This is a genomic window from Endozoicomonas sp. ALD040 (assembly GCF_049275945.1).
GTDB lineage: Bacteria > Pseudomonadota > Gammaproteobacteria > Pseudomonadales > Endozoicomonadaceae > Endozoicomonas_A.
Genome location: NZ_CP184829.1, coordinates 6274925 through 6298599, shown reverse-complemented (window position 1 = coordinate 6298599; position 23675 = coordinate 6274925). Strand labels below are relative to the sequence as shown.

Here is a 23675-nt window from a genome sequence, read left to right as displayed (position 1 = left end):
AATGAGTTTCGCTCTTGTTGAAAACCAGTACTTTTTGCCGCTATTTCCATACGCTAAGGCATCTTAAGCCTGTTCAGTTTTATGGCCGACTCGGGCATCGATTGCATAAAATCCGTCTGGATACCCGACCGGCACCTCTAGGGCGACCGTTGGCTTCAAATGGTCAATGGCACCTGCCTGCACAGATCAAAGCCTCCATTCTAAATCTTGAAACTTTCCACTTTTTAAATGAAACCCATACCCTGTCTTCTGCCAGTGACTGGAATAACCCGAAATGGGAAAAGCTATGGCTATACAACCTCCATTACTTTGATGACCTGAATGCTGAAGATGCAGAATTACGGTTGCCCTGGCATGCAGAGCTGATTGAACGATGGATTAAGGAAAATCCGGCACCTAGGGGGAATGGCTGGGAACCTTATCCATTATCGCTGCGGATAGTTAACTGGGTGAAATTCTTTCTGCGAATTTCAGCGAATCAGCCACCGAAAAAACACTGGCTTGATAGTCTGGCATTGCAGGCTCGGGTTTTGATGCAAAAACTAGAGCACCATCTACTGGGTAATCATTTGTTTGCAAATGCCAAGGCTCTGGTATTTGTTGGCCTCTATTTTCAGGGGGCTGAGGCAGAAAAATGGTTGCAGACTGGTTTGGCAATTTTGCAGCGGGAAGTTCCTGAACAGGTTTTAGACGATGGTGGTAACTTTGAACTGTCCCCGATGTATCACAGCATTATGCTGATGGATATGCTGGACCTGATCAACATCAGCCAGTGTTACTCAGCAACAACAGTGCAACCTTTTATTAACGGTTGGCAGCAATATGCTGAAAATATGGTTACCTGGCTGCAAGCCATGTGTCATCCGGATGGTGATATTGCTTTTTTTAATGATGCGGCCGTGGGGATTGCTGCCTCACTGAAAACTATGTCTAGTTATGCCAGATCATTAGGTATTGCTACTAAAAGTTATTCAATACAGTCTTCTGCTAAACCGCAGTTATTAAAGCTTAAACATCTAAAGGCTTCTGGCTACGTGCGTCTTGAAAATAAACGGGCAGTGGCTTTTCTGGATCTGGCAAAAGTGGGGCCTGACTATATTCCAGGCCATGCCCATGCCGATACGCTATCGTTTGAGTTATCCCTGTTTGGTCATCGTGTGTTCGTTAATTCTGGCACTTCCTGCTACGGCTTGGGTGATGAACGCATGAGGCAACGTGGCACTGCTGCTCACAATACCGTGGTGATTGATGACCAGAATTCCTCCGAAGTATGGAGTGGCTTCCGGGTAGCTCGCAGGGCTTACCCTGGGCAGCCTTTCTTTTCACTAGAACCGGAATCACATCGAGTGAGCTGTAGCCACAACGGTTACCGCTGGCTAAAGGGTAAGCCTTTGCATTCCAGAGAGTGGGCCTTGACGGCTCGAACCTTTTCGATAAAAGATCGTATTACTGGCAAGTTTCAAAAGGCGGAAGCCCGTTTCCATTTGCATCCGGATATTCGCTGTGCTGAACGCGAAGAGTGTTTAGTGCTCACCCTACCTGGAGGGCATGAAGTGCTGGTAAATAATCAGAGCAGCAAACGCAGGATAGAACAAACTAGTTGGCATCCAGAGTTTGGCCTTTCCATACCAAATCTTTGCCTGATTTTTGAGTTTGTAAATAGCGAATGTGTAGTAAAACTTGATTATTAGCATTCAGCAGCGCGGAATAATTGAGTGTTCTGTTTGGCTATAACTATGTTTGCAAACAGCGGTGAACCAGAGACCAATTCCATGAAAAGCTTTCTTTGTTTCATATATTTTCGGATTCAACAACTTTTTCTATTCTAGGTTTTAAGTGAAGGTTTTAATTTTTTCGTTTTATTACCAACCGGATTTGTGCGCTGGTTCTTTTCGTTGTACTGCCCTGGTCGAGCAACTGAGTCCGTTAGTTACTGAGATTGAAGTCATAACAACCATGCCTAATCGTTATGCTTCGTTTGGTGTCGATGCGCCACCAGTTGAGCGTAATGGAAATGTAACAGTCCGACGCATCCCCCTACCTGCCCACAAAAGTGGGATGTTTGATCAGATGAAGGCTTTTATTACATACTGCCGGGCTGCTTTAGGTTTAGTCAGTGGAAAGCAATACGATATTGTCTTTTCAACATCTTCAAGACTCTTTACAGCATTTTTGGGAGCGATTGTTGCCAGCAGATCTAAAACACCACTTTATCTGGATATTCGTGACATCTTCGTAGACACACTCAATAATGTGCTTTCTCCGAAAATCTCGTGGCTTGCCGGTCCGGTATCGTCAATTGTCGAGCACTTCACCTTTAGCCGTGCAGAACGTATCAATCTCGTCTCGAAAGGTTTTTCTGCATACTTTAAGAAGCGGTACACAACCATTGAATATCGTTGGTTCACAAATGGTATCGATGATGAGTTCTTGCGTGTAGTTCCGGATACAATACAGCGTCAGGGTTCCAATACTGAAATTACCATACTTTATGCAGGCAATATTGGTGAAGGTCAGGGCCTTCATACTATTGTACCTTTTTTGGCAAAAAAATTAGATACTAACGTTAAGTTCCGGATTATTGGTGATGGTGGTAGAAAACAACAGTTGATTGATGAATTGGAAAATTGTAATGTGAAAAATGTCACGCTTCTCCCCCCTGTTAACCGGGAGCTGCTTATTGCTGAGTATATGAATGCAGATGTGTTATTCCTTCACTTGAATGATTATCCGGCATTCAAGAAAGTTCTACCCTCTAAGATATTTGAGTACGCTGCCTCAGGGAAACCTATATTAGCAGGTGTCTCTGGATATTCTGCTGATTTCCTTACAATGGAAGTGAATAATTGTGCAGTATTTTATCCGTCTGATACACAACAGGCTGTCGAAGCTTTCGCAGGGCTTAAGTTAACTACAACACCAAGAACAACATTTACAGAAAAATATGCGCGACGGGCGATTATGAAGGCGATGGCATTAGATATTGTTGAATTTGGCAGCAGCAATGTGGGGGAGGTTCCAATTGCCTACTCACCTTGCGATGAGAGAAGACGAGTGTCATATCCGAAGAAATGACGGTGCAGAAATTTTGGCAGGCTTTAGACATATTGCTGTCAATCTGCTGAACAATACGAAAACCTTCAAAGCAGGCCTGAAGAGAAAACAAAAGAAAGCTGCTTTGAGTAAACGATAACTCACTGAACAGTTTGCTCGGCAAGAGCTTTCATGATTTTTTCGTGGTTAGAGCGGTTGAGATGAGTAGATGATCTTTGAATATATTCGCAACAAAGAAGCAGAAGAGAAACGGCAGGAGCAAATGAAGCTTTCTAGCGTTAAGCTAACCACCCCCCTTCTGAGGGGCCTTCACAATACCGCCTGCATTGCAGGTGATTCTGTTTAAGTTTTATGATTTTATAAATGAAAAAGTTTAATTTTTAATGAATTTTATTTCTATTCGTTATTTGAGAACTCCAATTTGACGATTTTAATAACGGGTGCCAGTGGTTTTGTTGGTCAGTCTCTGCAAGCTCAGCTGGCGGAAAAATCATACAGTTACAAAGCAGTTTTTCGTAAACTACCATCAGTCTCTGATGAAGATGCCATTGCTGTTGGTTCAATCGATGCTTCTACTGATTGGTCTGCAGCATTGCAAGGAATAGGTGTTGTTGTTCATCTTGCTGCTCGTGCACATATCATGAAGGACAAAGTCACTGAATCAATAGCAGAATATCGCCGGGTCAACACCGATGGAGCATTGAATTTAGCAAGACAGTCTGCATCTGCTGGAGTAAAGCGCTTCATATTCATAAGTTCAATAAAAGTCAATGGTGAAACAACTTCTGGTGCTTCAGCATTTACGGAACAGCATAGCCCTCTAACTCAAGATGCATATGGAATTTCAAAAAAGGAAGCTGAAGATGGGTTGCGTGAGATAGCTTTGGAAACTGCTATGGAGGTTGTAATTATTCGTCCTCCTCTTGTTTATGGGGCAAACGTAAAGGCTAACTTTCTAAACTTAATGAAGCTTACTGATACAAAAATTCCACTTCCTTTTAGCATGATTAAAAATATGCGCAGTATGGTGTATGTTGAAAATCTTGTAGACTTTATAATCACCTGTATAGAGCACCCAAGGGCAGCAAATCAAACTTACCTCATCTCTGATGGAACAGATCTATCATTGCCAGTATTGATTAAAACGATACGATCTTCACTTGGAAGGCCGGAAAGACTTTTTCCCATACCAAAATTTTGTTTTTGTTTTGTAGGAGCTGTAATTAGGAAAAGTTCAATTGTTGATCGATTGATAGGCGACTTACAAGTAGATTCTTCAAAGGCAGTGAAAACTTTGTCGTGGAAGCCACCTTATACATTTCAGCAAGGTATAGACGCGACAGTGGCTGCTTACATTGAGGATAAAAGATCTGGAGGTAATCGTTAACGTGCTGCGTTTTTTTGATTTTGTTTTGGCGTTTTTTGGATTGATCTTTGGCTTACCCATTATGATGATGATTTATATCATCGGTCTATTCGATACAGGCTCGCCTTTATTTCGTCAGGAAAGAGTGGGGCGCAAAAAAAAGCCTTTTATATTGATTAAATTCAGGACAATGAATGTAGAAACTGCCTCAGTAGCTAGCCACCTTGCTTGTATAAGTTCTATAACTCGCTTTGGGCGGTTCCTTAGAAAAACGAAACTAGACGAGCTGCCACAACTATGGAATGTCCTAAAAGGTGACATGAGCTTGGTCGGCCCAAGACCCAATCTATTTAATCAGACTGAGCTTATCGAGCATCGTAATAGTTTAAAAGTTTACGATGTAAGGCCTGGGATTACAGGCTTGGCCCAAGTTTCAGATATTGATATGTCAATGCCTGAATTACTGGCAAAAACAGATGCGGAAATGATTAAAGGTATGTCTTTTTCTAACTACTTTCGATATATTTTCATGACTCTGGCTGGACGTGGTCAGGGTGATAGAGTAAATCAGTCTAAATGATAGAGTTTTGATAAAGTAATTTAAGTTTTACTTCAGGTTACACATGCGCAAGACACTGCTCTCACTCCCACGCTCAGGCAAACGGCTGGTTACATTGCTATTCGATTCAATAGCAATTATCTTCTGTCTATGGATGGCGTTCTATATTCGCCTGAATATGGTGGACTCGTTCACTCAATATTATCCTGCATTCATCATTGCTGTAGTCGTCACCTTGCCCTTCCTGGTTAAGATGGGACTTTATCGGGCTGTCCTCCGGTACATGGGCTCAGACTCTCTTATCGTTATCTTTAAAGCCTGTTCCTATGCTGCTATCTGCCTGATGTTGGCAGGGTTTCTTTCAGGTCAGGCTCATCTTCCCCGGTCCATTCCCTTTATATATTGGCTCCTGTTGCTACCGACAATGATTATCTCTCGCTATTTGATCAGAAGCTGGTTATTGGAGGAATCTATAGCAGATATTTTTCCTGAGTTTTTTCCACGCAGGGAACGCCACTCACGCAGAGGAGTTCCTGTCGCCATCTATGGCGCAGGCGCTGCAGGTGTGCAGGTAATGTCCGCTTTAGACAAAGGGATTGAATACCAGCCAGTCGCTTTTTTAGATGATAAGCAGGACAATGCTGGTCGTGCTATTCAAGGGAGGCGCATTTATCGACCATTATGTTTTGAGCAGATGGTTCAGGAGACAGGTGTTCAGGAGGTGTTACTGGCTATACCCTCTGCGAGTAGGCAAAGGCGAAAAAAGATCGTTCAGACTCTTGAACAACATGGTCTACCTATCCGAACTATACCCGCCATGGCTGACCTGGCTAGCGGTCGCATGAAAATGCAGGAAATTCAGCCAGTTGATATTGGTGATGTGCTCGGAAGAGACGAGGTAGAGCCAAGGCAAGAGCTTTTGGAGAAATGTATCACCGGTAAGGTTGTCATGGTGACTGGGGCAGGGGGTTCTATCGGTTCTGAACTCTGTCGTCAGATTCTTAAAAAGAAACCTTTATGTCTTGTGCTATATGAGCACAGTGAGTTTAGCTTATATTCTGTCGAACAGGATTTAATTAAGACGCAAAATAGTTCGAATGACTTTAAAGCGGTTCAGATAGCAGCAGTACTCGGTTCGGTGAATAATCCGGAGCGTTTAATTGAAACCTTGCGAAGATTCGCTGTGAATACGGTTTATCATGCTGCTGCCTATAAACACGTACCTATCGTTGAACAAAATATTGAAGAAGGTTTACGCAATAATACTTTGGGTACGCTTTATACGGCACAAGCCGCCATTGTTGCTCAGGTAGAACGTTTTGTTCTTATATCTACCGATAAGGCAGTACGTCCCACAAATGTTATGGGTGCTTCAAAGCGTCTGGCAGAGATGGCTTTGCAGGGATTGGCTGATGAAAGTTCAGTGAATCTGTTCCATTCCGACAGGTTTGGCTTTAGGCCAGAAACAAAAATACCCGTTAATACCTGTTTTACAATGGTGCGGTTTGGAAATGTATTGGGTTCGAGTGGTTCAGTGATCCCCGCGTTTCGCGAACAGATTCGGGTCGGTGGTCCTGTGACGGTGACTCACCCAGACATTAATCGTTATTTTATGACGATTCATGAGGCTGCACTTCTGGTGATTCAGGCCGGTGCGATGGCCAGCGGAGGGGAGGTTTTCGTGCTGGATATGGGGAAGCCTGTCAAAATAGCCAACCTGGCAAAGCGTATGATTAATTTATCTGGCTTGACCCTGAAGGATGAAAGTAACCCTGAAGGCGATATTGAAATTGTCTACACAGGATTACGCCCTGGTGAAAAGCTCTATGAAGAACTGTTGATTGGAGACAATGTGACAGGTACCAGTCATCCTAAAATCAGTATGGCTATGGAAAGCAAAGAATTATGGAGTAACTATAGGCTGGTCCTGGAAACTGTTTTTGAAGTGGCAAGAAGTGGGCGTTTTACCGATCTGAGAGATCTGCTTTCCAGCTGTGTGAATGGTTTTAATCCAACCTCTGATGTGGTGGATTGGATGGATCAGTCCAGACAAGCTGAATCAAAACCAGAGCGAGAAGTATTGAAATACCATTGATTTGTCGTTTGCTATGATTTCTGCTTAATCCCTGTCTATATTGAACGGCTCATATTTCATAATGATCGGTGGGTCAGATGCAAAATGCTATGAAAAATCCACTGTTATCCGTTGATGAATATATAGAGTCTGAAAAGACGGCTGAATCGAAAAGCGAGTACATCAATGGATATGTCTTCGCTATGGTGGGTGGCAGTCGAAAGCATAACTTGCTAACGGTTTCTCTTGCCACGAGACTTCATCAGCATCTATCGGGCACTGGCTGTGATGTCTTTGCTTCTGACATGAAAGTCAGTGCAGGTTCTGAAAGCGATAATATCTTCTTTTACCCTGACATAATGGTGTCCTGTGGCAGTGGCTCTGGTGATGATTATATTGAAGAGAATCCAAAACTGATTATTGAGATCCTTTCAAAATCTACAGAACAGCATGATCGTTTTGCGAAACTTGAGGCATATACTCAAATAGCAACTCTGGAAGAATACATGCTGGTTTCTCAATATGAGCTTCTGGTGGATCTATACCGACGGGAAGGAGGACAATGATGTTCACAGCGTTACGGAGAAGGAGACTCTTTGCTGTTGCGCTCAGTCGGTCTCGAACTTTCTGTTCTGGATATCTACAAGGATATTAGAAGAGTTGAGCATTAAGGCCAGAATTCCGGATCCATTGCCTGCTCATAGCTCCAGGGGCATTCTTTTGGGAAAGTAGTGGAGGGGAGTTCTGTTTCATCTGAGGCATCTTCCATAGCGTCGGAGTAGGCTTCAAGCAGAATTTCTGGCAGCTTGCCTTTCAGTCCTGGATTTTTTCTTAGAATCCGTCTGATCTGCTTGCGTTGCCCCCGGATAGTCCTTTCCCAGCTGTGTCCGGTTTGTCTTTTTTCAGGCTGGTACCGCCATTTCAACAAATGCATGAAAAGCAAACATATTCTGGATTCCAATGCCCTGTAGTCACTGCGCCCCATGCTTTCGATTTCCTCCAGGATATTTTCCAGATCGAGTTCTGCGAGTCGGCCCTCACGGATCAGTTTTGCCTGTCTCTGGGTCCAGCTGTAAAAGTCGGTATCGTATAAATCACGCACAAAGATCACCTGCTGTTTTTATAAGATTTCATAGTCACCTTTCAGTTTATATTATTGCCTGGAGAATTATCAGGGCCAGAACTCAGGGCTCATAGCTTGCTCATAGCTCCAGGGACGCTCTTTGGGGAAGGTTGAAGGTGATAGTCCAGTTTCTTCAGTAGCATCTTCGACGGCTCTTTTATAAGCGACAGGAAGCATGGCATCAATTTTGTTTTTGAGGCCCGGAGAATCCTGGAGAATTCGTCGTGCCTGTTTTCGTTGCTCACGAATGGTGCGTTCCCAACTGTGACCCATCTGCCTTTTTTCTGGCTGATACTTCCATTTCAACAAGTGCATGTAGAGTATTTCCAGCCGGGATTGTAAAGCTCTGTAATCACTGCGACCCATACTCTCAATTTCCTCAAGGATATTTTCCAGATCGAGTTCTGCGAGGCGACCTTCACGGATCAGTTTTGCTTGCCTCTGGGTCCAGCTGTAAAAGTCGGTATCGTACAAGTCACGCATATAGGCCACCTGCTTTGTCCATTATCACACTTTCCTACAGTCTATCTTACCTACTTTGTACCTTACGAATCTAAACTGCACCAACAACGATAGTGCAAGTTTCATTTATAGGGCTGTGCGTAGTTTAATGAAGAGTCATTAGGTGATACTGGTTGCAGCCATGAGTGCACTCAATACTTCGGCTCGTTTTGTTCTGAAATTTATACTCGAAGTCATCAATCCGAAAGGCTCCTGACGGTTTGTTTTGCTCTTGACTTTTTGTTGTCAGAGCCTGAAGAAATAGTTTTATTCATGCTTTTATCGAACTTCAGCGTAAGACCCCCACCGAAATGGGTGGGGGATGTAAGCTCGGCAGTTGCCACAGAGAGCCAAGCGACTATAATTAGTCGCATACTGGAGAGCAATTATTGTGGCTCAGAAAAAGAACATTGAAAAACTGAAGGAAGGCCCGAACACCTTTCCATGGAAAGATGTCTGCTCACTATTGAATTATTTTGGCTACAAGCAGGAGGAAAAGGCTGGCTCACGGGTACGATTTTACAACAAAAACACGAAACGAATGATAAGACTGCACAGGCCACACCCGGACAAAAATCTGAAAGGGGGAGCCCTGAAGGCACTTATTGAGTTTCTGGATAACGAGGGGCATCTGTCATGACTCAATACCTCAAATACAAGGGCTATCAAGGCACAATAGAGCCACAGATTGATGATGGTACGCTGTTTGGCAAAGTAGCCTTTATCCGAGATCTGATTACTTATGGAGCGGACACGCTGCCAAAGCTGATAGAGGAATTTCAGCAGTCAGTAGATGACTACCTGAAAGACTGTGAGGAACTAGGCAAAACCCCTGATAAACCATTCAAGGGCTCGCTGAATGTTCGCGTCGGTGAGGAACTTCACAAGGCCATGGCCATAGCCATCCTCGAAGCACCACTTAATCACACAAGGCCAAAGTCTATCAATGCGTTCATTTGTGAGGCGATAGAGGAAAAGCTAAGCAGGGAAAGAAGCAAAGGGATTAGCACCGACACGATTAATTAATTATCGAATGAGCGTAAAAACCCGTCCCTTAGGACGGGGCGGACATCAAGTTTCATTTATAGGGCTGGGCGTAGTTTAATACAGAGTCAGAAGGTGATACTGGTTGCAGCCATGAGTGCACTCAATACTCCGGCTCGTTTTGTTCTGAAATTTATACTCGAAGTCATCAATCCGAAAGGCTCCTGAGGGTTTGTTTTACTCTTGACTTTTTGTTGTCAGAGCCTGAAGAAATAGTTTTGTTCATGCTTATATATTGTCAAAACATTGGCTTCGCTGTCTGAGTACTTATTTTGGAGACTGTCCCGACTTCTTTATAAAATCAGTCGTTTACACCAAATGGCTCTGTCATAGTCATAGTTTTTTTTCAATGCGTTTGGTTTTTTTTTAAAATCCGTCTAGAACTGAAAATAACGGTTTTAGAAATATCTAAAGCCAAACTCAAATAATCAATAAGGAAGTTTGATTATGAATAATTTTTTCCCAGCTATCGCTCTTTCCAGTCTTTTGATGTTCTCTGCAGGCTCATTTGCCAATAGCGACGAAAAAGAATGGGTCGTTAATGTCAACACAGCCACTGTTCAGGAACTGGACGAAAAGCTTATAGGTGTAGGTCGACGAACAGCAGAAGAGATAGTAAAACACCGAAAAGCCCATGGTCCTTACAAGAATATGGATGACCTGGATCAGGTGAAGTTCATCGGTGAAGCCTTTATGAAGAAAAACGAATCCAGAATAATTTTTGAAGAGTAGGAATAATACACACAAAAAAGCCCGTCCATAGAGACGGGCTTTTTTGTGTGTTGAGTAGCTGTTCCAAAACCGATAATCTGACCCGAATAAAGACTAATGCAGGAGTTTTCCTTTGACGTTTACCTGGATCGACTGGGTCATTGTGGCCATAGTGGCTGTGTCCTCTCTTATCAGCCTTAAACGTGGCTTTTTTAAGGAAGTTCTTTCTCTTCTGACTTGGGTAGTGGCCATTTTTGTGGCCTGGACTTTTAATGGCAGTGTTGCCAGCTTGTTGACCCAGTATGTAGAGACCCCATCTGTTAGAGTAATTTCCGCATCAATCCTGCTTTTCGTCGCAACTCTACTGGTGGGGGGGTTAGTGAATCGTTTGTTTGCAGAATTGGTAGAAGCCACTGGCCTTACTGGGACTGACAGGGTGTTGGGTATGGTTTTCGGAGGACTCAGAGGCTGCCTGCTTGTAGTGCTTGTGGTGGGACTAATGACATTTGCCCCATTAGAGAATGACGAAGCATGGCAAGATTCGGTATTATTGCCACACTTTTTGCTGCTTGCAGACTGGTCCAGGCAAACAGTGGTCCAGTGGGTTGAACCATTGATGCAAGCCGGTTGAAATAATCTCTGAAAGCTTCCCGGGAACAGGCAAACGTCCAGGGAGTGCTTTCAATGAACTTTTGAGAAAAAACAGGCTCTAAAGCCAACCAAAAGCATAAAATGCGGGGAGAGCCGATTTTCAGGTTACCCTGCCATAGCTTTAGAGCCGCTGATCCAGCCTGAGGATGTGATAAATGTGTGGAATTGTCGGTATTTCGGCGACAGTGAATGTTAACCAGCTGTTGTTCGATGCGCTGACCGTGCTTCAGCACAGGGGGCAGGACGCAGCCGGAATGGTCACTCTGGGGGGAGGGCATTTTTATCTGAGAAAAGATAACGGGCTGGTCCGTGATGTCTTCAGAACCCGGCATATGAAAAAACTGGTAGGGAATATGGGCATCGCTCATGTTCGGTATCCTACTGCAGGGACTTCGAGCTCAGCCGAAGCCCAGCCATTCTATGTGAACTCTCCCTACGGGGTTGCCCTTGCCCATAACGGGAATCTCACCAATGCCCAGAGCATCAAGCAAGAGCTCTTTGAAGCAGATCTTCGTCATATCAATACCAGCTCTGATTCAGAGATTCTGTTGAATGTATTTGCCCATGAACTGGAGCAGTCTGGCAAGTTGCAGCCCAGTCCGGAAGATTTTTTTCAGGCGGTTCGTCGCGTCTATGAGCGTTGTGAAGGAGGTTATGCTGTCGTTGCTATGATCAATGGTCACGGTATCATTGGTTTTCGTGATCCTTATGGTATCCGCCCCCTGATTTACGGTAAGCGAGAAAGCGAGAAAGGTACAGAGTATATGATGGCTTCTGAATCCGTCGCTCTGAGTGCCTCTGGTTTTGAAGTGATCCGTGACGTTGAACCAGGCGAAGCCGTATTTATAGACTCAAACAATCAGCTGCACACTTTCCAGTGTGTCGAGGGCACCAAGCACCCATGTATGTTTGAATACGTCTATCTCGCTCGGCCTGACTCAATTGTGGACGGTATTTCGGTCTATCAGGCGCATCAGAGAATGGGGCAGATCCTGGCCAACAAGATTCTCAGAGAGTGGCCAGAGCACGATATCGATGTGGTCATGCCTATTCCTGACACCAGCCGAACATCGGCACTGGAGATTGCCAACCGGTTGGGGCTTCCTTACAAAGAAGGCTTTGTTAAAAACCGTTATATCGGTCGAACCTTTATCATGCCTGGTCAGGAGGTCCGCAAGAAGTCCGTTCGTCAAAAACTCAGTGCTATACGTCAGGAATTTGAAGGCAAGAATGTGCTGTTGGTGGATGACTCTATCGTCAGGGGCACAACCTGTCAGCAGATCATCGAGATGGCCAGAGACAGTGGTGCAAAGAAAGTCTATTTTAGCTCTGCTGCCCCTGCGATTCGTTACCCCAATGTTTACGGGATCGATATGCCGACATCAGAAGAACTCATAGCCTACAATCGGACAGATAAGGAAATTGAGCAGGAAATCGGGGCAGATCGTCTGATCTTCCAGGATTTGGATGATCTGAAGAAAATTGTTTCTTCGTTGAATCCCGAGATTACCGACTTCGACTGTTCTGTTTTTGATGGTAAATACATTGCTGGCGGTATCGACAGTGAATACCTCAGTCGTCTTGCTGCCAGCAGGAACGAACAAACCCGGGCGAATAAAGGAAGTGATTCGATCATTGACCTTCACAATGATGAAGAGCTTGCCTGATTTATCCCTCAACAGCGCCAGTTACCAAGCCCTTGTTAGCTTTGCTAACAGGGGCTAAGCTGGGTCTGGTTTAGATACAGTTTCATACCTCAAATCTTTCATCCTCACCCCAATCTCAAGATCACAAGCCAAAGTTGCCAATTTCAGGCTTAACAATGCCTGTTCTTTCTGCTTCACTACTTTTCCCGCCGCCCCTTTAGCCTCCTCTCCCAACAAAAAGATATTGCTTATTTCCTGATGTTCCAGAATCAGGGAGGTCGCTCCCTTATCGCCTACACCCTGAACGCCGGGCACATCGCCCACACCGGCAATTGCCCAGAACTGGGTTAGCTTTTCAGCCCCGAAGCCGTAAAGGTTCTGTACACTCTCTCCCTGATAATCAATCTTCTGGAAATGATCACGCAGTTTTATCTGCGGAACATTCAACAGTTGCAGGAAAATACGGTCGGTTGAAAGGATGGTGGTTTCGGCGTTGGCTTTTGATGCCTTGGAGGCTATAGCGGCAATGACATCATCCGCTTCCAGACCTGTTTTTCTGAATGTTTTTACCCCCATTTTCAGAAAAGCTCTGTTAAAGTCGCCAAGTCTTTTTCTCAGTGCTTCGGGCATGGGCTTGCGACCCTTTTTATAGTCAGGAAAAAGCTCATGTCGCCAGGTCGGAGGGTTGCAATCAAAAACCATCAGGCAATGCGTTGGCGATGTTTCCTTAATGGCCCGAGTTAGCGAAGCAACGGTAGCTGAAATTGCTCCGTCTATCTGGCTGTTTTCATCCGGGGCCCTGACAGCAGCGTGTACTCTTCGGATAAGATTCAGAGCATCAATCAAAAGCAGGTGAGGGCGCATTCTGTTTTTCCTGAACAGCCATGGATGTATAAATCAACACTAAACATTTAATAATCGTGTTCCCAGATTACCACATTCAGGGGCCGGGAATTTTCTTTTATCTTTCTAAAACCGAGCAGTGAGGGTGGTTATTTCTACTGTCAACCGCCGGTTTTTTTCGCTATCTTTGGCATCTCAGCCATCCGGGATATGTCAGACTCAAGGTTCTTTCAGGCCGGGTAGAAAACCTCAGCATGACATATAATCGAAGCCTTGGAATTGTAGGCTCAGAAACAGCCATGAGTGAAAAAAATGCAGCGTAATATCTGAATAGCAGAACAAAATATTATTCATGGTAAACTGCCCTCAGCGGTACAAAGGACCAGAAATGAAAGACAACGAATTGAGTAATCAGGATCAATGGGCGTTTGAAACTCAGGCTATCAGGACTGGCGTCATACGCAGTGGTGAAAGAGAGCACAGCGAAGCTATTTATCTGACTTCCAGCTTCACTTATGACAGTGCTGAGCAGGCTCAGGCTGTTTTTGCCGGAGATGAACAGGGCAATGTTTATTCACGGTATACCAACCCCTCAGTAAAAATGTTTGAAGAGCGTATGGCGGCCCTTGAAGGGGGAGAGTTGGCCTGTGCCGCCTCTTCAGGCATGGCGGCTATCCTGGGTATGTGCATGGGGTTGTTGAAAGCCGGTGATCATGTGATTTGCTCTCGCAGTGTTTTTGGTACGACGGTCACCATATTTGCCAAATACCTGGGCAAATTTGGCGTAGAAACCACTTTTGTTGATTTCACGGATTACCAGCAGTGGCGAGATGCAATGCGTCCTGAAACACGTCTTTTATTTCTGGAAACGCCTTCAAACCCTCTGGGCGAAGTAGTGGATCTGGAAATCATGGCCGCCATTGCTCATGAGAATGATGCTTTATTGATGGTGGATAACTGTTTCTGTACACCGGCTCTGCAGCAGCCTCTGAAGCTTGGGGCAGATATTGTCGTCCACTCTACCACCAAGTTTATCGACGGTCAGGGACGCTGCATGGGGGGAGTAGCTGTCGGCAGCAAGGAACTGATCAGTGAGATGCATCTCTGGCAACGAGCGGCTGGTGCTTCAATGAGTCCTTTTAATGCCTGGAATTTCTACAAGTCCCTTGAAACACTTAATCTCAGGGTCAATGCTCATTGCCGCAATGCAATGGCTCTGGCCCAATGGCTGGAAGCGCATCCTGCTGTTGAAAAGGTTCACTACAGTGGTCTTGAGTCTCATCCCGGTCATAGTTTGGCAAAACGGCAGCAGAAAGCCTTTGGCGGTGTTCTTGCCTTTGAAGTCAAAGGCGGTCGAGAGCAGGCCTGGAAAGTGATGGATGCGGTAACCTTTATTTCCAGAACCGCTAATCTGGGTGATACCCGCACAACGATCACCCATCCGGCCACCACAACGCACTGTCGTCTTTCTGATGAAGACAAAGCAAGAGCCGGTATTACCGAAAATCTGATCAGGGTGGCTGTAGGCCTTGAGAACCTTGAAGATCTCAAGGCTGATCTGGAAAAAGGATTAGCTCAACTTTAAATAAGCCCCCCGGAACAGAAAAGGAATTCTGTTCTTTTGTGTCGATTGACCGATAAAACAGCCTTGAGTACAAAAAAGCAAAGTCTTCAAAATAATAAGAATGGTTCCCAATCAATGAATGAAGTCAATCAATGTATTCATGCGCTGAATACGATTATCCGTGGCAAGGATCAGGAAATTCGGCTTGCGGTATGTTGTCTTCTTGCCCGGGGCCACCTGCTCATCGAAGATCTGCCCGGCATGGGTAAAACAACGCTGGTTCATGCACTGGCGCGGGTCATGGGGTTAGATTATCAGCGAGTGCAGTTTACCAGTGATTTGCTACCTGCTGATATTATCGGGGTCACTGTTTTTGATAAAAATAGTGCCAGCTTTGCTTTTCACCCCGGGCCGGTTTTTTCCCGGCTGTTGCTGGCGGATGAAATCAACAGGGCTTCACCCAGAACGCAAAGTGCCTTGCTTGAAGCCATGGAGGAGCGTCAGGTTTCGGTAGATGGTCAGCCGCACTCCCTGCCCGAACCTTTTTTCGTGGTGGCCACCCAGAATCCTGTCTATCAGGAAGGCACTTTTCCCCTGCCAGAATCCCAGCTTGACCGATTCTTGATGAGATTGAAGCTGGGCTACCCCGATCCTGAATCAGAGAAAGCCATTTTGAAAGGCGAAGCCGGCAGGGCAGAACTGAATGCACTGCCTGTCATCTTTAATGCAGATCAATTGATCAAGGCTCAGAATGCATCAGCCCGGGTACATGTCGGGGAGATGTTATTGGATTATGTCATGAGGCTGATTTCTCGTACCAGGGAAGTGGGATGCTTCAATGTTGGACTCTCGCCACGGGCGGGACTGGCGTTAATGGCGACTGCAAAAGCCTGGGCCTGGATGGAAGGTCGGGACTATGTTATTCCCGAGGATATTCAGGCTGTGTTTGTCTCTGTTGCCGATCACCGATTACAAGCAAAGGAAAAAGGTCAATCGGTCAGGGAGTTGCTAACTAGCACTCAAGTGATGGGTTAACGGGTATGTCAGAAGGCGCTGTAAAACGGCGATATCGTCAATGGCTGGATCGACGGATTCCTCCGGCTGCCCGGGTGACTCTGGATCAAAAACGGATATTTATCCTGCCCACAAAAGGGGGCTACACATGGCTGTTTGTTGCTGCCCTTATTTTTATTCTTGCTGCCAATTATGCTAACAGTCTGGCGTTTGGTCTGTCCTTTTTTATGGTCAGTCTGTTTATGCTGTCCATTCTTCATACCTGGAGAAATCTGGCGGGCATCACTCTGATTTCAAAGTCTGCCGGTTCGGGACATGTTGGGGACCTGATACCCGTTCATCTGCAATTGCAGACAGGTGGGCGGGGTCGGCAATCTGTGAGATTAGGCTGGCCCGAAAATGAGCAAGTGACCTATTCATTCGAAACGGATCTGGACGTGAGTCTGAGGGTAAAAGCAACATCCAGAGGCTGGTTTCGTCCGGGAAGGATGAGACTCGAGAGCCTGTATCCTCTGGGATTTTGCAGGGCCTGGAGCTGGGTTCAACTTGAAATGCAGACACTGATCTATCCCCGACCTGATTACACCCACCCTGTTCCAAGCCTACTGGGCGCGGGGGAGGAAACCGGTGTCCAAACACGATCAGGGCAGGATGATTTTGCCGGCTTTCGCCGCTTTAAAGAGACGGATCTTGCGGGTCATGTTGACTGGAAAGGGTATGCGAGAACCAGTGAGCTGAATACCAAGCTGTTTGAAGAGCCTATTGGTCATCAGGTTAAGCTCTCCCTGGAGCATAATCCCGGCGTAAGTCTTGAAGATAAACTGTCTGTTCTGGCTGGATGGTGTCTGAGATGCGAAGCCACTAACAAACCTTTCAGCTTGTCTGTTCCCGGGACAGAGTTGGCAGCCGATGGAGGGCGCAAGCATTTAAAACAGTGCCTTGAGACTTTGGCTCTATTTGCTTCTGGCTCTGACAGGGCTTCGGGCAGTGTAAAGTCAGGAGGTGGTCGTGCTGAGTAATGCTCAGGTGAGCAGAACCTCAACACTGTGGTTAACTGCAGCCCTTCTGTCAGTCCTGTTGCCCATTTGGAAGCAAGTTCCGACGCTGATTATTTTACTGGGTTGTCTTTCAGCAGGCTGGCGGATTACTATTTTGCTGGGTAGAGGGCAGTGGCCACCTTTTTTGTTGCGTCTGGGACTGATTCTGATTGCACTGGTTACGGTGATAGTCAGTTTCAGGCCGTTGATATCTCTGGAATCATCGGTCTCTGTTCTGGCAGCAGGGTATGCACTCAAACTGTTGGAAATGAGAAGCCAGCGTGATGCGCTTATTGTGGTTTACATCGGCTATTTTCTGGTGGCGACAGCCGTTCTTTTCTCCCAGTCGTTACTACAAACACTCTACCTGATGTTTTGTCTGGTGATGTTGATCGCTGCCCAGCAGGGCTTGTTCCGATCAACGAATGCGGCACCTGTTGTTTCCAGTATAAGGTTTGCAGGCCTCCTTGTTTTGCAGGCAGCTCCTTTAACCATTCTCCTGTTTGTCCTGGTGCCACGGATGGGGCCGCTCTGGTCAGTACCCCTTCCCGATAATAGTGCCAGAACTGGCTTAACCGATGCCATGACGCCAGGCGATATAGCAAGACTCAGTCGTTCAGATGAGCTGGTGTTTCGGGCACGCTTTGCTGGTGATGTACCACCACCTCGGCAAAGATACTGGCGGGCTGTGGTTCTGGATCAGTTTGATGGCAAGACCTGGAAGCAAACGGACAAGCCTTTTTCTGTTGCCGCCATGTCGCAGAAAGATTGGGTCAGCAGGCAACCTGAAATTGAAGGCTGGTGGAAGAATCGTCAGGGAAGCTATCAATATGAAGTGATGATGGAGCCTACCGGAAAACCATGGATGTATACATTGGGAGCTGCTGGCACAGTGGCTGAAAACAGCTTTTTATACAGGACAATGAGACTGGCATCGGAACGACCGATTGACAGCCGATTGTTGTACTCACTGGATGGGATGTTGCCTCAGGCTCGATCTGTCTTAATGCCTGACTGGCTTGCTGCCTTGAATACTCAGATTCCGGATTTTGGAAATGACCGGAGTCGACAATATGCCCTCAGGCTGTTCAACCAGGCAGGTCAGGATCCCGTCAAAATGGCGGCTCGATTGCTGTCGCTGTTCCGTCTGGATGATTTCTACTACACCGTTGCACCGCCTTTGTACGATCAAAACTCTACGATTGATGAATTTCTGTTTGAAGGTAGGCGAGGTTTTTGTGCCCATTATGCCGGAGCATTCGTTTATCTGATGAGGGCTGCGGGTGTTCCGGCCAGGGTCATCGGCGGTTATCAGGGTGGAGAGTTTAAGGAAGCTGATAACCTGATTCAGGTTCGGCAGTTCGATGCTCATGCCTGGGCTGAAATCTGGGTGGCAGGGCAGGGCTGGCAGAGGTTTGATCCAACTGCTGCAGTTTCACCCCAGCGCATAGAGGCGGGTCTGGAAGCGGCTATTGGCAACTCCGGAACTTTTTTGCCAGACAGTCCTTTGTCTCTCTATCGTTACCGTGATTCAGGCATTATTAACAGAGTCAGGCTGGCCTTTGAGAAGGCAGAATATCAATGGCAGAGATCGGTCGTGAATTTCAAGCAGGATCAGCAGGAAGCGTTTCTGAGAAGCCTGTTGGGTGATGAAGATTTTTATTGGCGACAAGGGGTGGCTCTGACGATAGGGGTAAGCGTGATACTGGCCATACTGTCCCTGACTTTACTGTATCGCCGACAGACTCTGCCTCCGCTTCAGAAACTCTATGCTCGCTTCCTGAAAAAAATGGCCAGAAGAGGCTTTGTTCCTCGAAAGGGTGAAGCAGAGTTGAGTTTTGCCCGTCGTATTTCCCAATCGGATGACTCGCTTGCAGAACCTGTAATGTCGTTTTGTGAGGCTTATATGCGAGCGGCTTACGGAGAAAAGCATTCGGAAATGGACGAGCTGAAGCGGCTTTTGACCCGTTTTTAGGGCTAGGTAGTTTCTCGTTTGGGTGGCTTTGGCATCTTCTGGCTCAGATAATGGTTAATATATCGCTGGGTTTCCTGACCTTTTTCGGTGCCGGGGCAAACCAGATACACTTTGGGCGGTCTGGTTTCATAGGGATGGCTGCTCATGTAACGGCTGATAGCGACACAAACGATGGTCGCTGCTCGCTGCGGGGAAAGGTTCATTTCAGAACTGAAAATGGGGATGGCTATGCTCGACAGATTTTTCCTGTGAGCGGCTTCGATGGTGGATTGGTAGGCGGCGACCAACTCTGAATTAATATTCCCGGAATCGACATGTGGAAGCATGGCATGAACCATGTGACTGAAGCCCCTGTCCTGCAGTGCAGGGCTGGGTGCAATGACGGCCAGTCCTGGTTGCACCTTTTTAATAGCTTCCAAAAAACCTTTTTTTGCCAAACCGGTATCAATTTCGGAAAGCTGCTTCAGTAAAACCGTCTCATTTTTTGATCCCTTGGGGGTGTACGGGCAGGCAATGGCTTGAATAGGCGGGGTTTGTAATTCATTCATTCGGCTGATATCCCCGGACATCAAAAAGACCTCTTTTCCTAGCAGTTGGTCAGCAGGTATTCTGACATCCGTTTGCATCAGAGTGTCCGTAGATGGTTGTGCTGAAGCAGTGATAAGAAGCTCAAGAGGCCTGACAAAATCGGCAAGTTTGTGAGCCTCTCCAGCAGGATGCCTCAGAGTCAGATCATTCAAAACAGCTGGCCAGTTAGCGGCGCCCACCTGGTTCACAAGTTTGGAAAAAGCCTGCATGTCTTCCAGCGTTCCCTGTTTGTAGGTTTTGATTTGAAGGCGCCTGGCTTGGGTTAGCAGTTTGTTCTGAAGTTCAGATAAAAGGTCCGTCTCTACAGTGACTGAGCTGACATCAATACCAATACGGGCAAAGTCATTCCTGAAGTGTTGAGCGGCTCTATTAATCCGGGATCTGGGATTATCATGGCGTTTGATGTCTCGAAGTCTTATGCGCGAATAAGGGTTGTCGCCCCTGGCTCTGGCTTCCTGGAGCAGGGCGGCAGGGTCTTCCAGTACCCGGGTTTTCCGGTTCCAGGTAAAGGCTGAGCGCAGTTTGTGTTTTACCCAGCTTTTGAAAATCTGCCAGTTGGATGCCGAACTGAACACGTCAGACGTTGGAATCATGCATAAGCCAGAAAATCTACTGATAGTCTTCAGTATAATCAGTTCATTCCTGATCTGGATTTACAAGGCTAAAAGGTATCTGGCAAGGCTGGCTGACAACGTCAGCCGGATAAGTTATCGACTTTCTGACGAGTCTTTCTGCTGGCTGGAAATAGGCTGTCAATTTTCCCACTCTGGCAACCAGGCTTAGTAAAAAAAATCCCCGCACAATGGCGGCTGTCGCAAAACTCTCTCCAGCGTGGGAACGAGTTGACTCCCGTCATTCCCGGCTTCATTCTCGTCATTCCTGGTTTCATTCTCGTCATTCCCGGTTTCATTCTCGTCATTCCCGCGAAGGCGGGAATCCACACTGACTCACCACCAGAACCATACTGCCCGGTGCCCACCTGGCCTTGTCATCCCCGAGAAGGCAGAGATCCACCGTTGGCGCTGGATTCCCGCCTTCGCGGGAATGACGAGCTTAGAACGTGGGAACGAGTTGTTAAAAAAATCCCCGCACAATAGCGGGGATTTCAGGTGGACAATCAGGTTACTGATCAGCTTGCTTTGGCGATAACATCATCAGCTGCCTTCTGGTAGGACTCTACCTGATCAAAGTTCAGGTAACGGTAGACTTCACTGGACATGGAATCCAGATTTTGAGCGTATTCCATGTACTCATCAGCTGTAGGAATCTTACCCAGAATCGCGCCAACAGAAGCCAGCTCGGCAGAGCACAGGTATACGTTAGCCCCGTCACCGAGACGGTTCGGGAAGTTACGGGTAGACGTTGACAGTACTGTAGCACCGGGTTCTACCCGTGCCTGGTTACCCATACACAGTGAGCAACCCGGGATTTCGGTACGTACACCGCTGTCCTGATAGATGTTGTAATAGCCTTCTTCTTCCAGTTGGGCCTTGTCCATCTTGGTGGGAGGAGACATCCAGAAGCGGGTTTGCAGAGGGGCCTTGTTCTGCTCCAGCAGTTTACCGGCTGCACGGAAGTGACCGATGTTGGTCATGCAGGAACCCAGGAAAACTTCGTCAATCTTGTCGCCAGCCACGTCAGACAGTGTACGGGCATCGTCCGGATCGTTGGGAGCACACAGGATAGGCTCTTTGATTTCAGACAGGTCGATTTCAATCACTTCAGCGTACTCTGCGTCAGCATCAGCGCGCATCATAACCGGGTTGGCTAGCCACTCTTCCATCTTGCGGGCACGGCGCTCCAGAGTACGAGGGTCGCCGTAACCTTCGCTGATCATCCAGCGCAGCATAGTCACATTCGACTTCAGGTACTCAGCAATGGACTCTTCAGACAGAGTGATAGTACAACCTGCAGCGGAACGTTCAGCAGAAGCGTCTGACAGTTCGAAGGCTTGCTCGGCTGTCAGGCTTTCCAGACCTTCGATTTCCAGGATGCGACCGGAGAAGGCATTTTTCTTGCCTTTCTTCTCAACGGTCAGCAGGCCTTGCTTGATACCGTACAGTGGAATGGCGTGAACCAGATCACGCAGAGTGATGCCGGGTTGCATTTCGCCTTTGAAACGAACCAGAATGGACTCCGGCATATCCAGAGGCATAACACCGGTGGCCGCAGCAAAGGCGACCAGACCGGAACCGGCAGGGAAGGAAATACCCAGTGGGAAACGGGTATGAGAGTCACCCCCTGTACCCACAGTGTCTGGCAGCAGCATACGGTTTAGCCAGCTGTGGATGATACCGTCACCCGGGCGCAGAGATACACCACCGCGGTTCATAATGAAGTCTGGCAGAGTGTGGTGAGTTTCAACATCAACCGGCTTTGGATAAGCCGCCGTGTGACAGAAAGACTGCATCACCAGGTCGGCAGAGAAGCCCAGGCAGGCCAGATCTTTCAGCTCATCACGGGTCATTGGGCCCGTGGTGTCCTGAGAACCGACGGTGGTCATTTTTGGCTCACAGTAAGTACCGGGACGAACGCCTTCAACACCACAGGCTTTACCGACCATTTTCTGAGCCAGGGTAAAGCCTTTCTCGGAGGCTTCAGGAGCAACAGGGCGACGGAATATCTCGGAATGTCCCAGACCCAGAGCTTCACGGGCGCGGTCGGTCAAGCCACGACCAATGATCAGGTTAATACGGCCGCCAGCTTGTACTTCGTCCAGGATGACATCGGATTTGAAGCCAAATTCAGACAGTACTTCACCGGATTCGGACAGGATTTTGCCGTCGTATGGACGGATCTCGATCACATCACCCATGCCCAACTTATCAACGGGGGCTTCGAAAACCAGTGCGCCAGCATCTTCCATCGTGTTGAAGAAGATGGGTGCTACTTTTCCGCCAATACAGATACCGCCTGCACGCTTGTTAGGTACGCCCGGAATATCATCACCGAAGAACCAGAGTACAGAGTTGGTCGCGGATTTACGGGAAGAGCCGGTACCTACTACGTCGCCCACAAAAGCAACGGGCAGGCCTTTGGCCTTGATGTCGTCGATCTGCTTCAGAGGGCCGGTAACACCGTGCTCTTCAGGTTCCAGACCGTCGCGGGTCATTTTGTACATGGCTCGGGCATGAACTGGAATGTCTGGTCGAGACCAGGCATCAGGGGCAGGAGAAAGGTCGTCGGTGTTGGTTTCACCGGACACTTTGAAGACGGCAACCTTGATGCTTTCCTGAACCGCTTGACGCTGGGTGAACCATTCGGCGTCTGCCCAGGACTTCAGGACAGCTTTAGCATGGGCGTTTCCGGCCTTGCTTTTCTCTTCGATGTCGTGGAAAGCATCAAACACCAACAGGGTGCTTTTCAGTTGTTCTGCGGCCAGCTCTGCCAGTTCGGTGCTGTCCAGCAGTTCAACCAGCGTCTCAATGTTGTAGCCACCATGCATCAGGCCCAGCAGTTCAACCGCTTTTTTCTTGTCCAACAGTGGGGATTCTGCCTCACCTGTAGCAATGGCAGACAGGAACCCGGCTTTCACATAGGCAGCTTCGTCCACGCCGGGCGGAATGCGGTTTTCCAGCAGGTCCAGCAGATACTCTTCTTCACCGGCGGGTGGGTTTTTCAGCAAGGCTACCAGTCCGGTGACTTGCTCAGCGCTTAATGGCTTTGGTGGGACACCTTCTGCTGCACGCTCTTCGACATGTTTTCTGTAGGCTTCTAGCACGGATCAACCCTCATCATCTGTGCGGCCTGCCCGTTCACCCTTGCTGTAATGTTTACAGTGATGGGGCGGACAGTTGCTGATGTTCCTGTGAATATAGGTCCTGCACGGTATGGCTGGGCGGGTAAAGAAGAAAGCTCTGCCGGATACTTCTGCTCCTCCTCTAGAACAGGAGTTTACTTTAGATCACTTTCATGCCCATGACGA

The 23675-nt window shown here is 47.2% G+C and carries 21 protein-coding genes and 1 pseudogene; 17 read left to right on the top strand and 5 right to left on the bottom strand.

Features of this window, described 5'->3' with window-relative positions; translation table 11 throughout:
* The first annotated feature begins 17 nt into the window (after positions 1-17).
* The 7 genes and pseudogenes from ACOJUN_RS23040 (at position 18) to ACOJUN_RS23010 (ending at position 7619) form a co-directional block, all read left to right on the top strand.
* Positions 18-1691 carry a heparinase II/III family protein gene (locus tag ACOJUN_RS23040; RefSeq protein WP_422134189.1) on the top strand — a complete coding sequence of 558 codons (1674 nt, stop codon included), beginning with the start codon at positions 18-20 and terminating at the stop codon, positions 1689-1691.
* Positions 1692-1836: 145 nt separating this feature from the next.
* The gene (locus tag ACOJUN_RS23035) at positions 1837-3075 is read left to right on the top strand and encodes a glycosyltransferase family 4 protein (RefSeq protein ID WP_422134188.1); all 1239 of its coding nucleotides are present in this window, start codon (positions 1837-1839) and stop codon (positions 3073-3075) included.
* Between the two features lie 400 nt (positions 3076-3475).
* Positions 3476-4441, top strand: a complete 966-nt coding sequence (locus ACOJUN_RS23030; protein ID WP_422134187.1) for a UDP-glucose 4-epimerase family protein — start codon at positions 3476-3478, stop codon at positions 4439-4441.
* 1 nt (position 4442) lies between these two features.
* Positions 4443-5000: a sugar transferase gene (locus tag ACOJUN_RS23025; RefSeq protein WP_422134186.1), complete on the top strand. Its 558-nt coding sequence runs from the start codon at positions 4443-4445 to the stop codon at positions 4998-5000.
* 43 nt (positions 5001-5043) lie between these two features.
* Positions 5044-5781, top strand: a pseudogene (locus tag ACOJUN_RS23020) (nucleoside-diphosphate sugar epimerase/dehydratase); the annotation flags it as partial.
* A 39-nt stretch (positions 5782-5820) separates the two neighbouring features.
* Complete coding sequence (locus tag ACOJUN_RS23015; RefSeq protein WP_422137119.1) at positions 5821-7074, top strand: UDP-N-acetylglucosamine 4,6-dehydratase family protein; 1254 nt, start codon at positions 5821-5823, stop codon at positions 7072-7074.
* Between the two features lie 89 nt (positions 7075-7163).
* Positions 7164-7619 carry a Uma2 family endonuclease gene (locus ACOJUN_RS23010; protein WP_422134185.1) on the top strand — a complete coding sequence of 152 codons (456 nt, stop codon included), beginning with the start codon at positions 7164-7166 and terminating at the stop codon, positions 7617-7619.
* Positions 7620-7720: 101 nt separating this feature from the next.
* Here ACOJUN_RS23010 and ACOJUN_RS23005 read toward each other — a convergent pair whose 3' ends face one another.
* Entirely contained in the window at positions 7721-8155 is a 435-nt protein-coding gene (locus tag ACOJUN_RS23005) for a DUF29 domain-containing protein (protein WP_422134184.1), read from the bottom strand.
* A 69-nt stretch (positions 8156-8224) separates the two neighbouring features.
* Complete coding sequence (locus tag ACOJUN_RS23000; protein WP_422134183.1) at positions 8225-8659, bottom strand: DUF29 domain-containing protein; 435 nt, start codon at positions 8657-8659, stop codon at positions 8225-8227.
* 409 nt (positions 8660-9068) lie between these two features.
* On the opposite strand from ACOJUN_RS23000, the gene ACOJUN_RS22995 reads away from it, so the two are divergent.
* The 5 genes from ACOJUN_RS22995 (at position 9069) to purF (ending at position 12750) form a co-directional block, all read left to right on the top strand.
* Positions 9069-9317, top strand: a complete 249-nt coding sequence (locus ACOJUN_RS22995; protein WP_422134182.1) for a type II toxin-antitoxin system HicA family toxin — start codon at positions 9069-9071, stop codon at positions 9315-9317.
* Positions 9314-9703: a type II toxin-antitoxin system HicB family antitoxin gene (locus ACOJUN_RS22990; RefSeq protein ID WP_422134181.1), complete on the top strand. Its 390-nt coding sequence runs from the start codon at positions 9314-9316 to the stop codon at positions 9701-9703. Before ACOJUN_RS22995 ends, ACOJUN_RS22990 begins: the two co-directional genes overlap by 4 nt.
* A 465-nt stretch (positions 9704-10168) precedes the next feature.
* Positions 10169-10453 (top strand): ComEA family DNA-binding protein, encoded by a 285-nt coding sequence (locus ACOJUN_RS22985; RefSeq protein WP_422134180.1) that lies wholly within the window; start codon positions 10169-10171, stop codon positions 10451-10453.
* Between the two features lie 112 nt (positions 10454-10565).
* Entirely contained in the window at positions 10566-11063 is a 498-nt protein-coding gene (locus ACOJUN_RS22980) for a CvpA family protein (protein WP_422134179.1), read from the top strand.
* Positions 11064-11238: 175 nt separating this feature from the next.
* Entirely contained in the window at positions 11239-12750 is a 1512-nt protein-coding gene (purF, locus tag ACOJUN_RS22975; RefSeq protein WP_422134178.1) for an amidophosphoribosyltransferase, read from the top strand.
* A 54-nt stretch (positions 12751-12804) separates the two neighbouring features.
* Here the strand turns inward: purF and ACOJUN_RS22970 are convergent, their stop codons facing one another.
* Positions 12805-13593, bottom strand: a complete 789-nt coding sequence (locus ACOJUN_RS22970) for a 5'-3' exonuclease H3TH domain-containing protein (RefSeq protein ID WP_422134177.1) — start codon at positions 13591-13593, stop codon at positions 12805-12807.
* A gap of 367 nt (positions 13594-13960) precedes the next feature.
* On the opposite strand from ACOJUN_RS22970, the gene ACOJUN_RS22965 reads away from it, so the two are divergent.
* From ACOJUN_RS22965 to ACOJUN_RS22950, 4 genes are all read left to right on the top strand, one after another.
* Positions 13961-15157: an O-succinylhomoserine sulfhydrylase gene (locus ACOJUN_RS22965; RefSeq protein WP_422134176.1), complete on the top strand. Its 1197-nt coding sequence runs from the start codon at positions 13961-13963 to the stop codon at positions 15155-15157.
* A gap of 114 nt (positions 15158-15271) precedes the next feature.
* A complete protein-coding gene (locus ACOJUN_RS22960) occupies positions 15272-16171 on the top strand; it encodes an AAA family ATPase (protein WP_422134175.1) in 900 nt (299 codons plus the stop codon).
* 5 nt (positions 16172-16176) lie between these two features.
* The gene (locus tag ACOJUN_RS22955) at positions 16177-17169 is read left to right on the top strand and encodes a DUF58 domain-containing protein (protein WP_422134174.1); all 993 of its coding nucleotides are present in this window, start codon (positions 16177-16179) and stop codon (positions 17167-17169) included.
* Entirely contained in the window at positions 17159-19162 is a 2004-nt protein-coding gene (locus tag ACOJUN_RS22950) for a transglutaminaseTgpA domain-containing protein (protein ID WP_422134173.1), read from the top strand. The genes ACOJUN_RS22955 and ACOJUN_RS22950 overlap by 11 nt, the downstream gene beginning before the upstream one ends.
* 2 nt (positions 19163-19164) lie before the next feature.
* On the opposite strand, the gene ACOJUN_RS22945 is transcribed toward ACOJUN_RS22950, so the two are convergent.
* Entirely contained in the window at positions 19165-20343 is a 1179-nt protein-coding gene (locus tag ACOJUN_RS22945; protein WP_422134172.1) for a macro domain-containing protein, read from the bottom strand.
* 249 nt (positions 20344-20592) lie between these two features.
* Between ACOJUN_RS22945 and ACOJUN_RS22940 the strand changes: the two genes are divergently transcribed.
* Positions 20593-20847 (top strand): hypothetical protein, encoded by a 255-nt coding sequence (locus ACOJUN_RS22940; RefSeq protein WP_422134171.1) that lies wholly within the window; start codon positions 20593-20595, stop codon positions 20845-20847.
* Positions 20848-20879: 32 nt separating this feature from the next.
* Here ACOJUN_RS22940 and acnB read toward each other — a convergent pair whose 3' ends face one another.
* Positions 20880-23471: a bifunctional aconitate hydratase 2/2-methylisocitrate dehydratase gene (gene acnB, locus ACOJUN_RS22935; RefSeq protein WP_422134170.1), complete on the bottom strand. Its 2592-nt coding sequence runs from the start codon at positions 23469-23471 to the stop codon at positions 20880-20882.
* Positions 23472-23675: the final 204 nt, after the last annotated feature.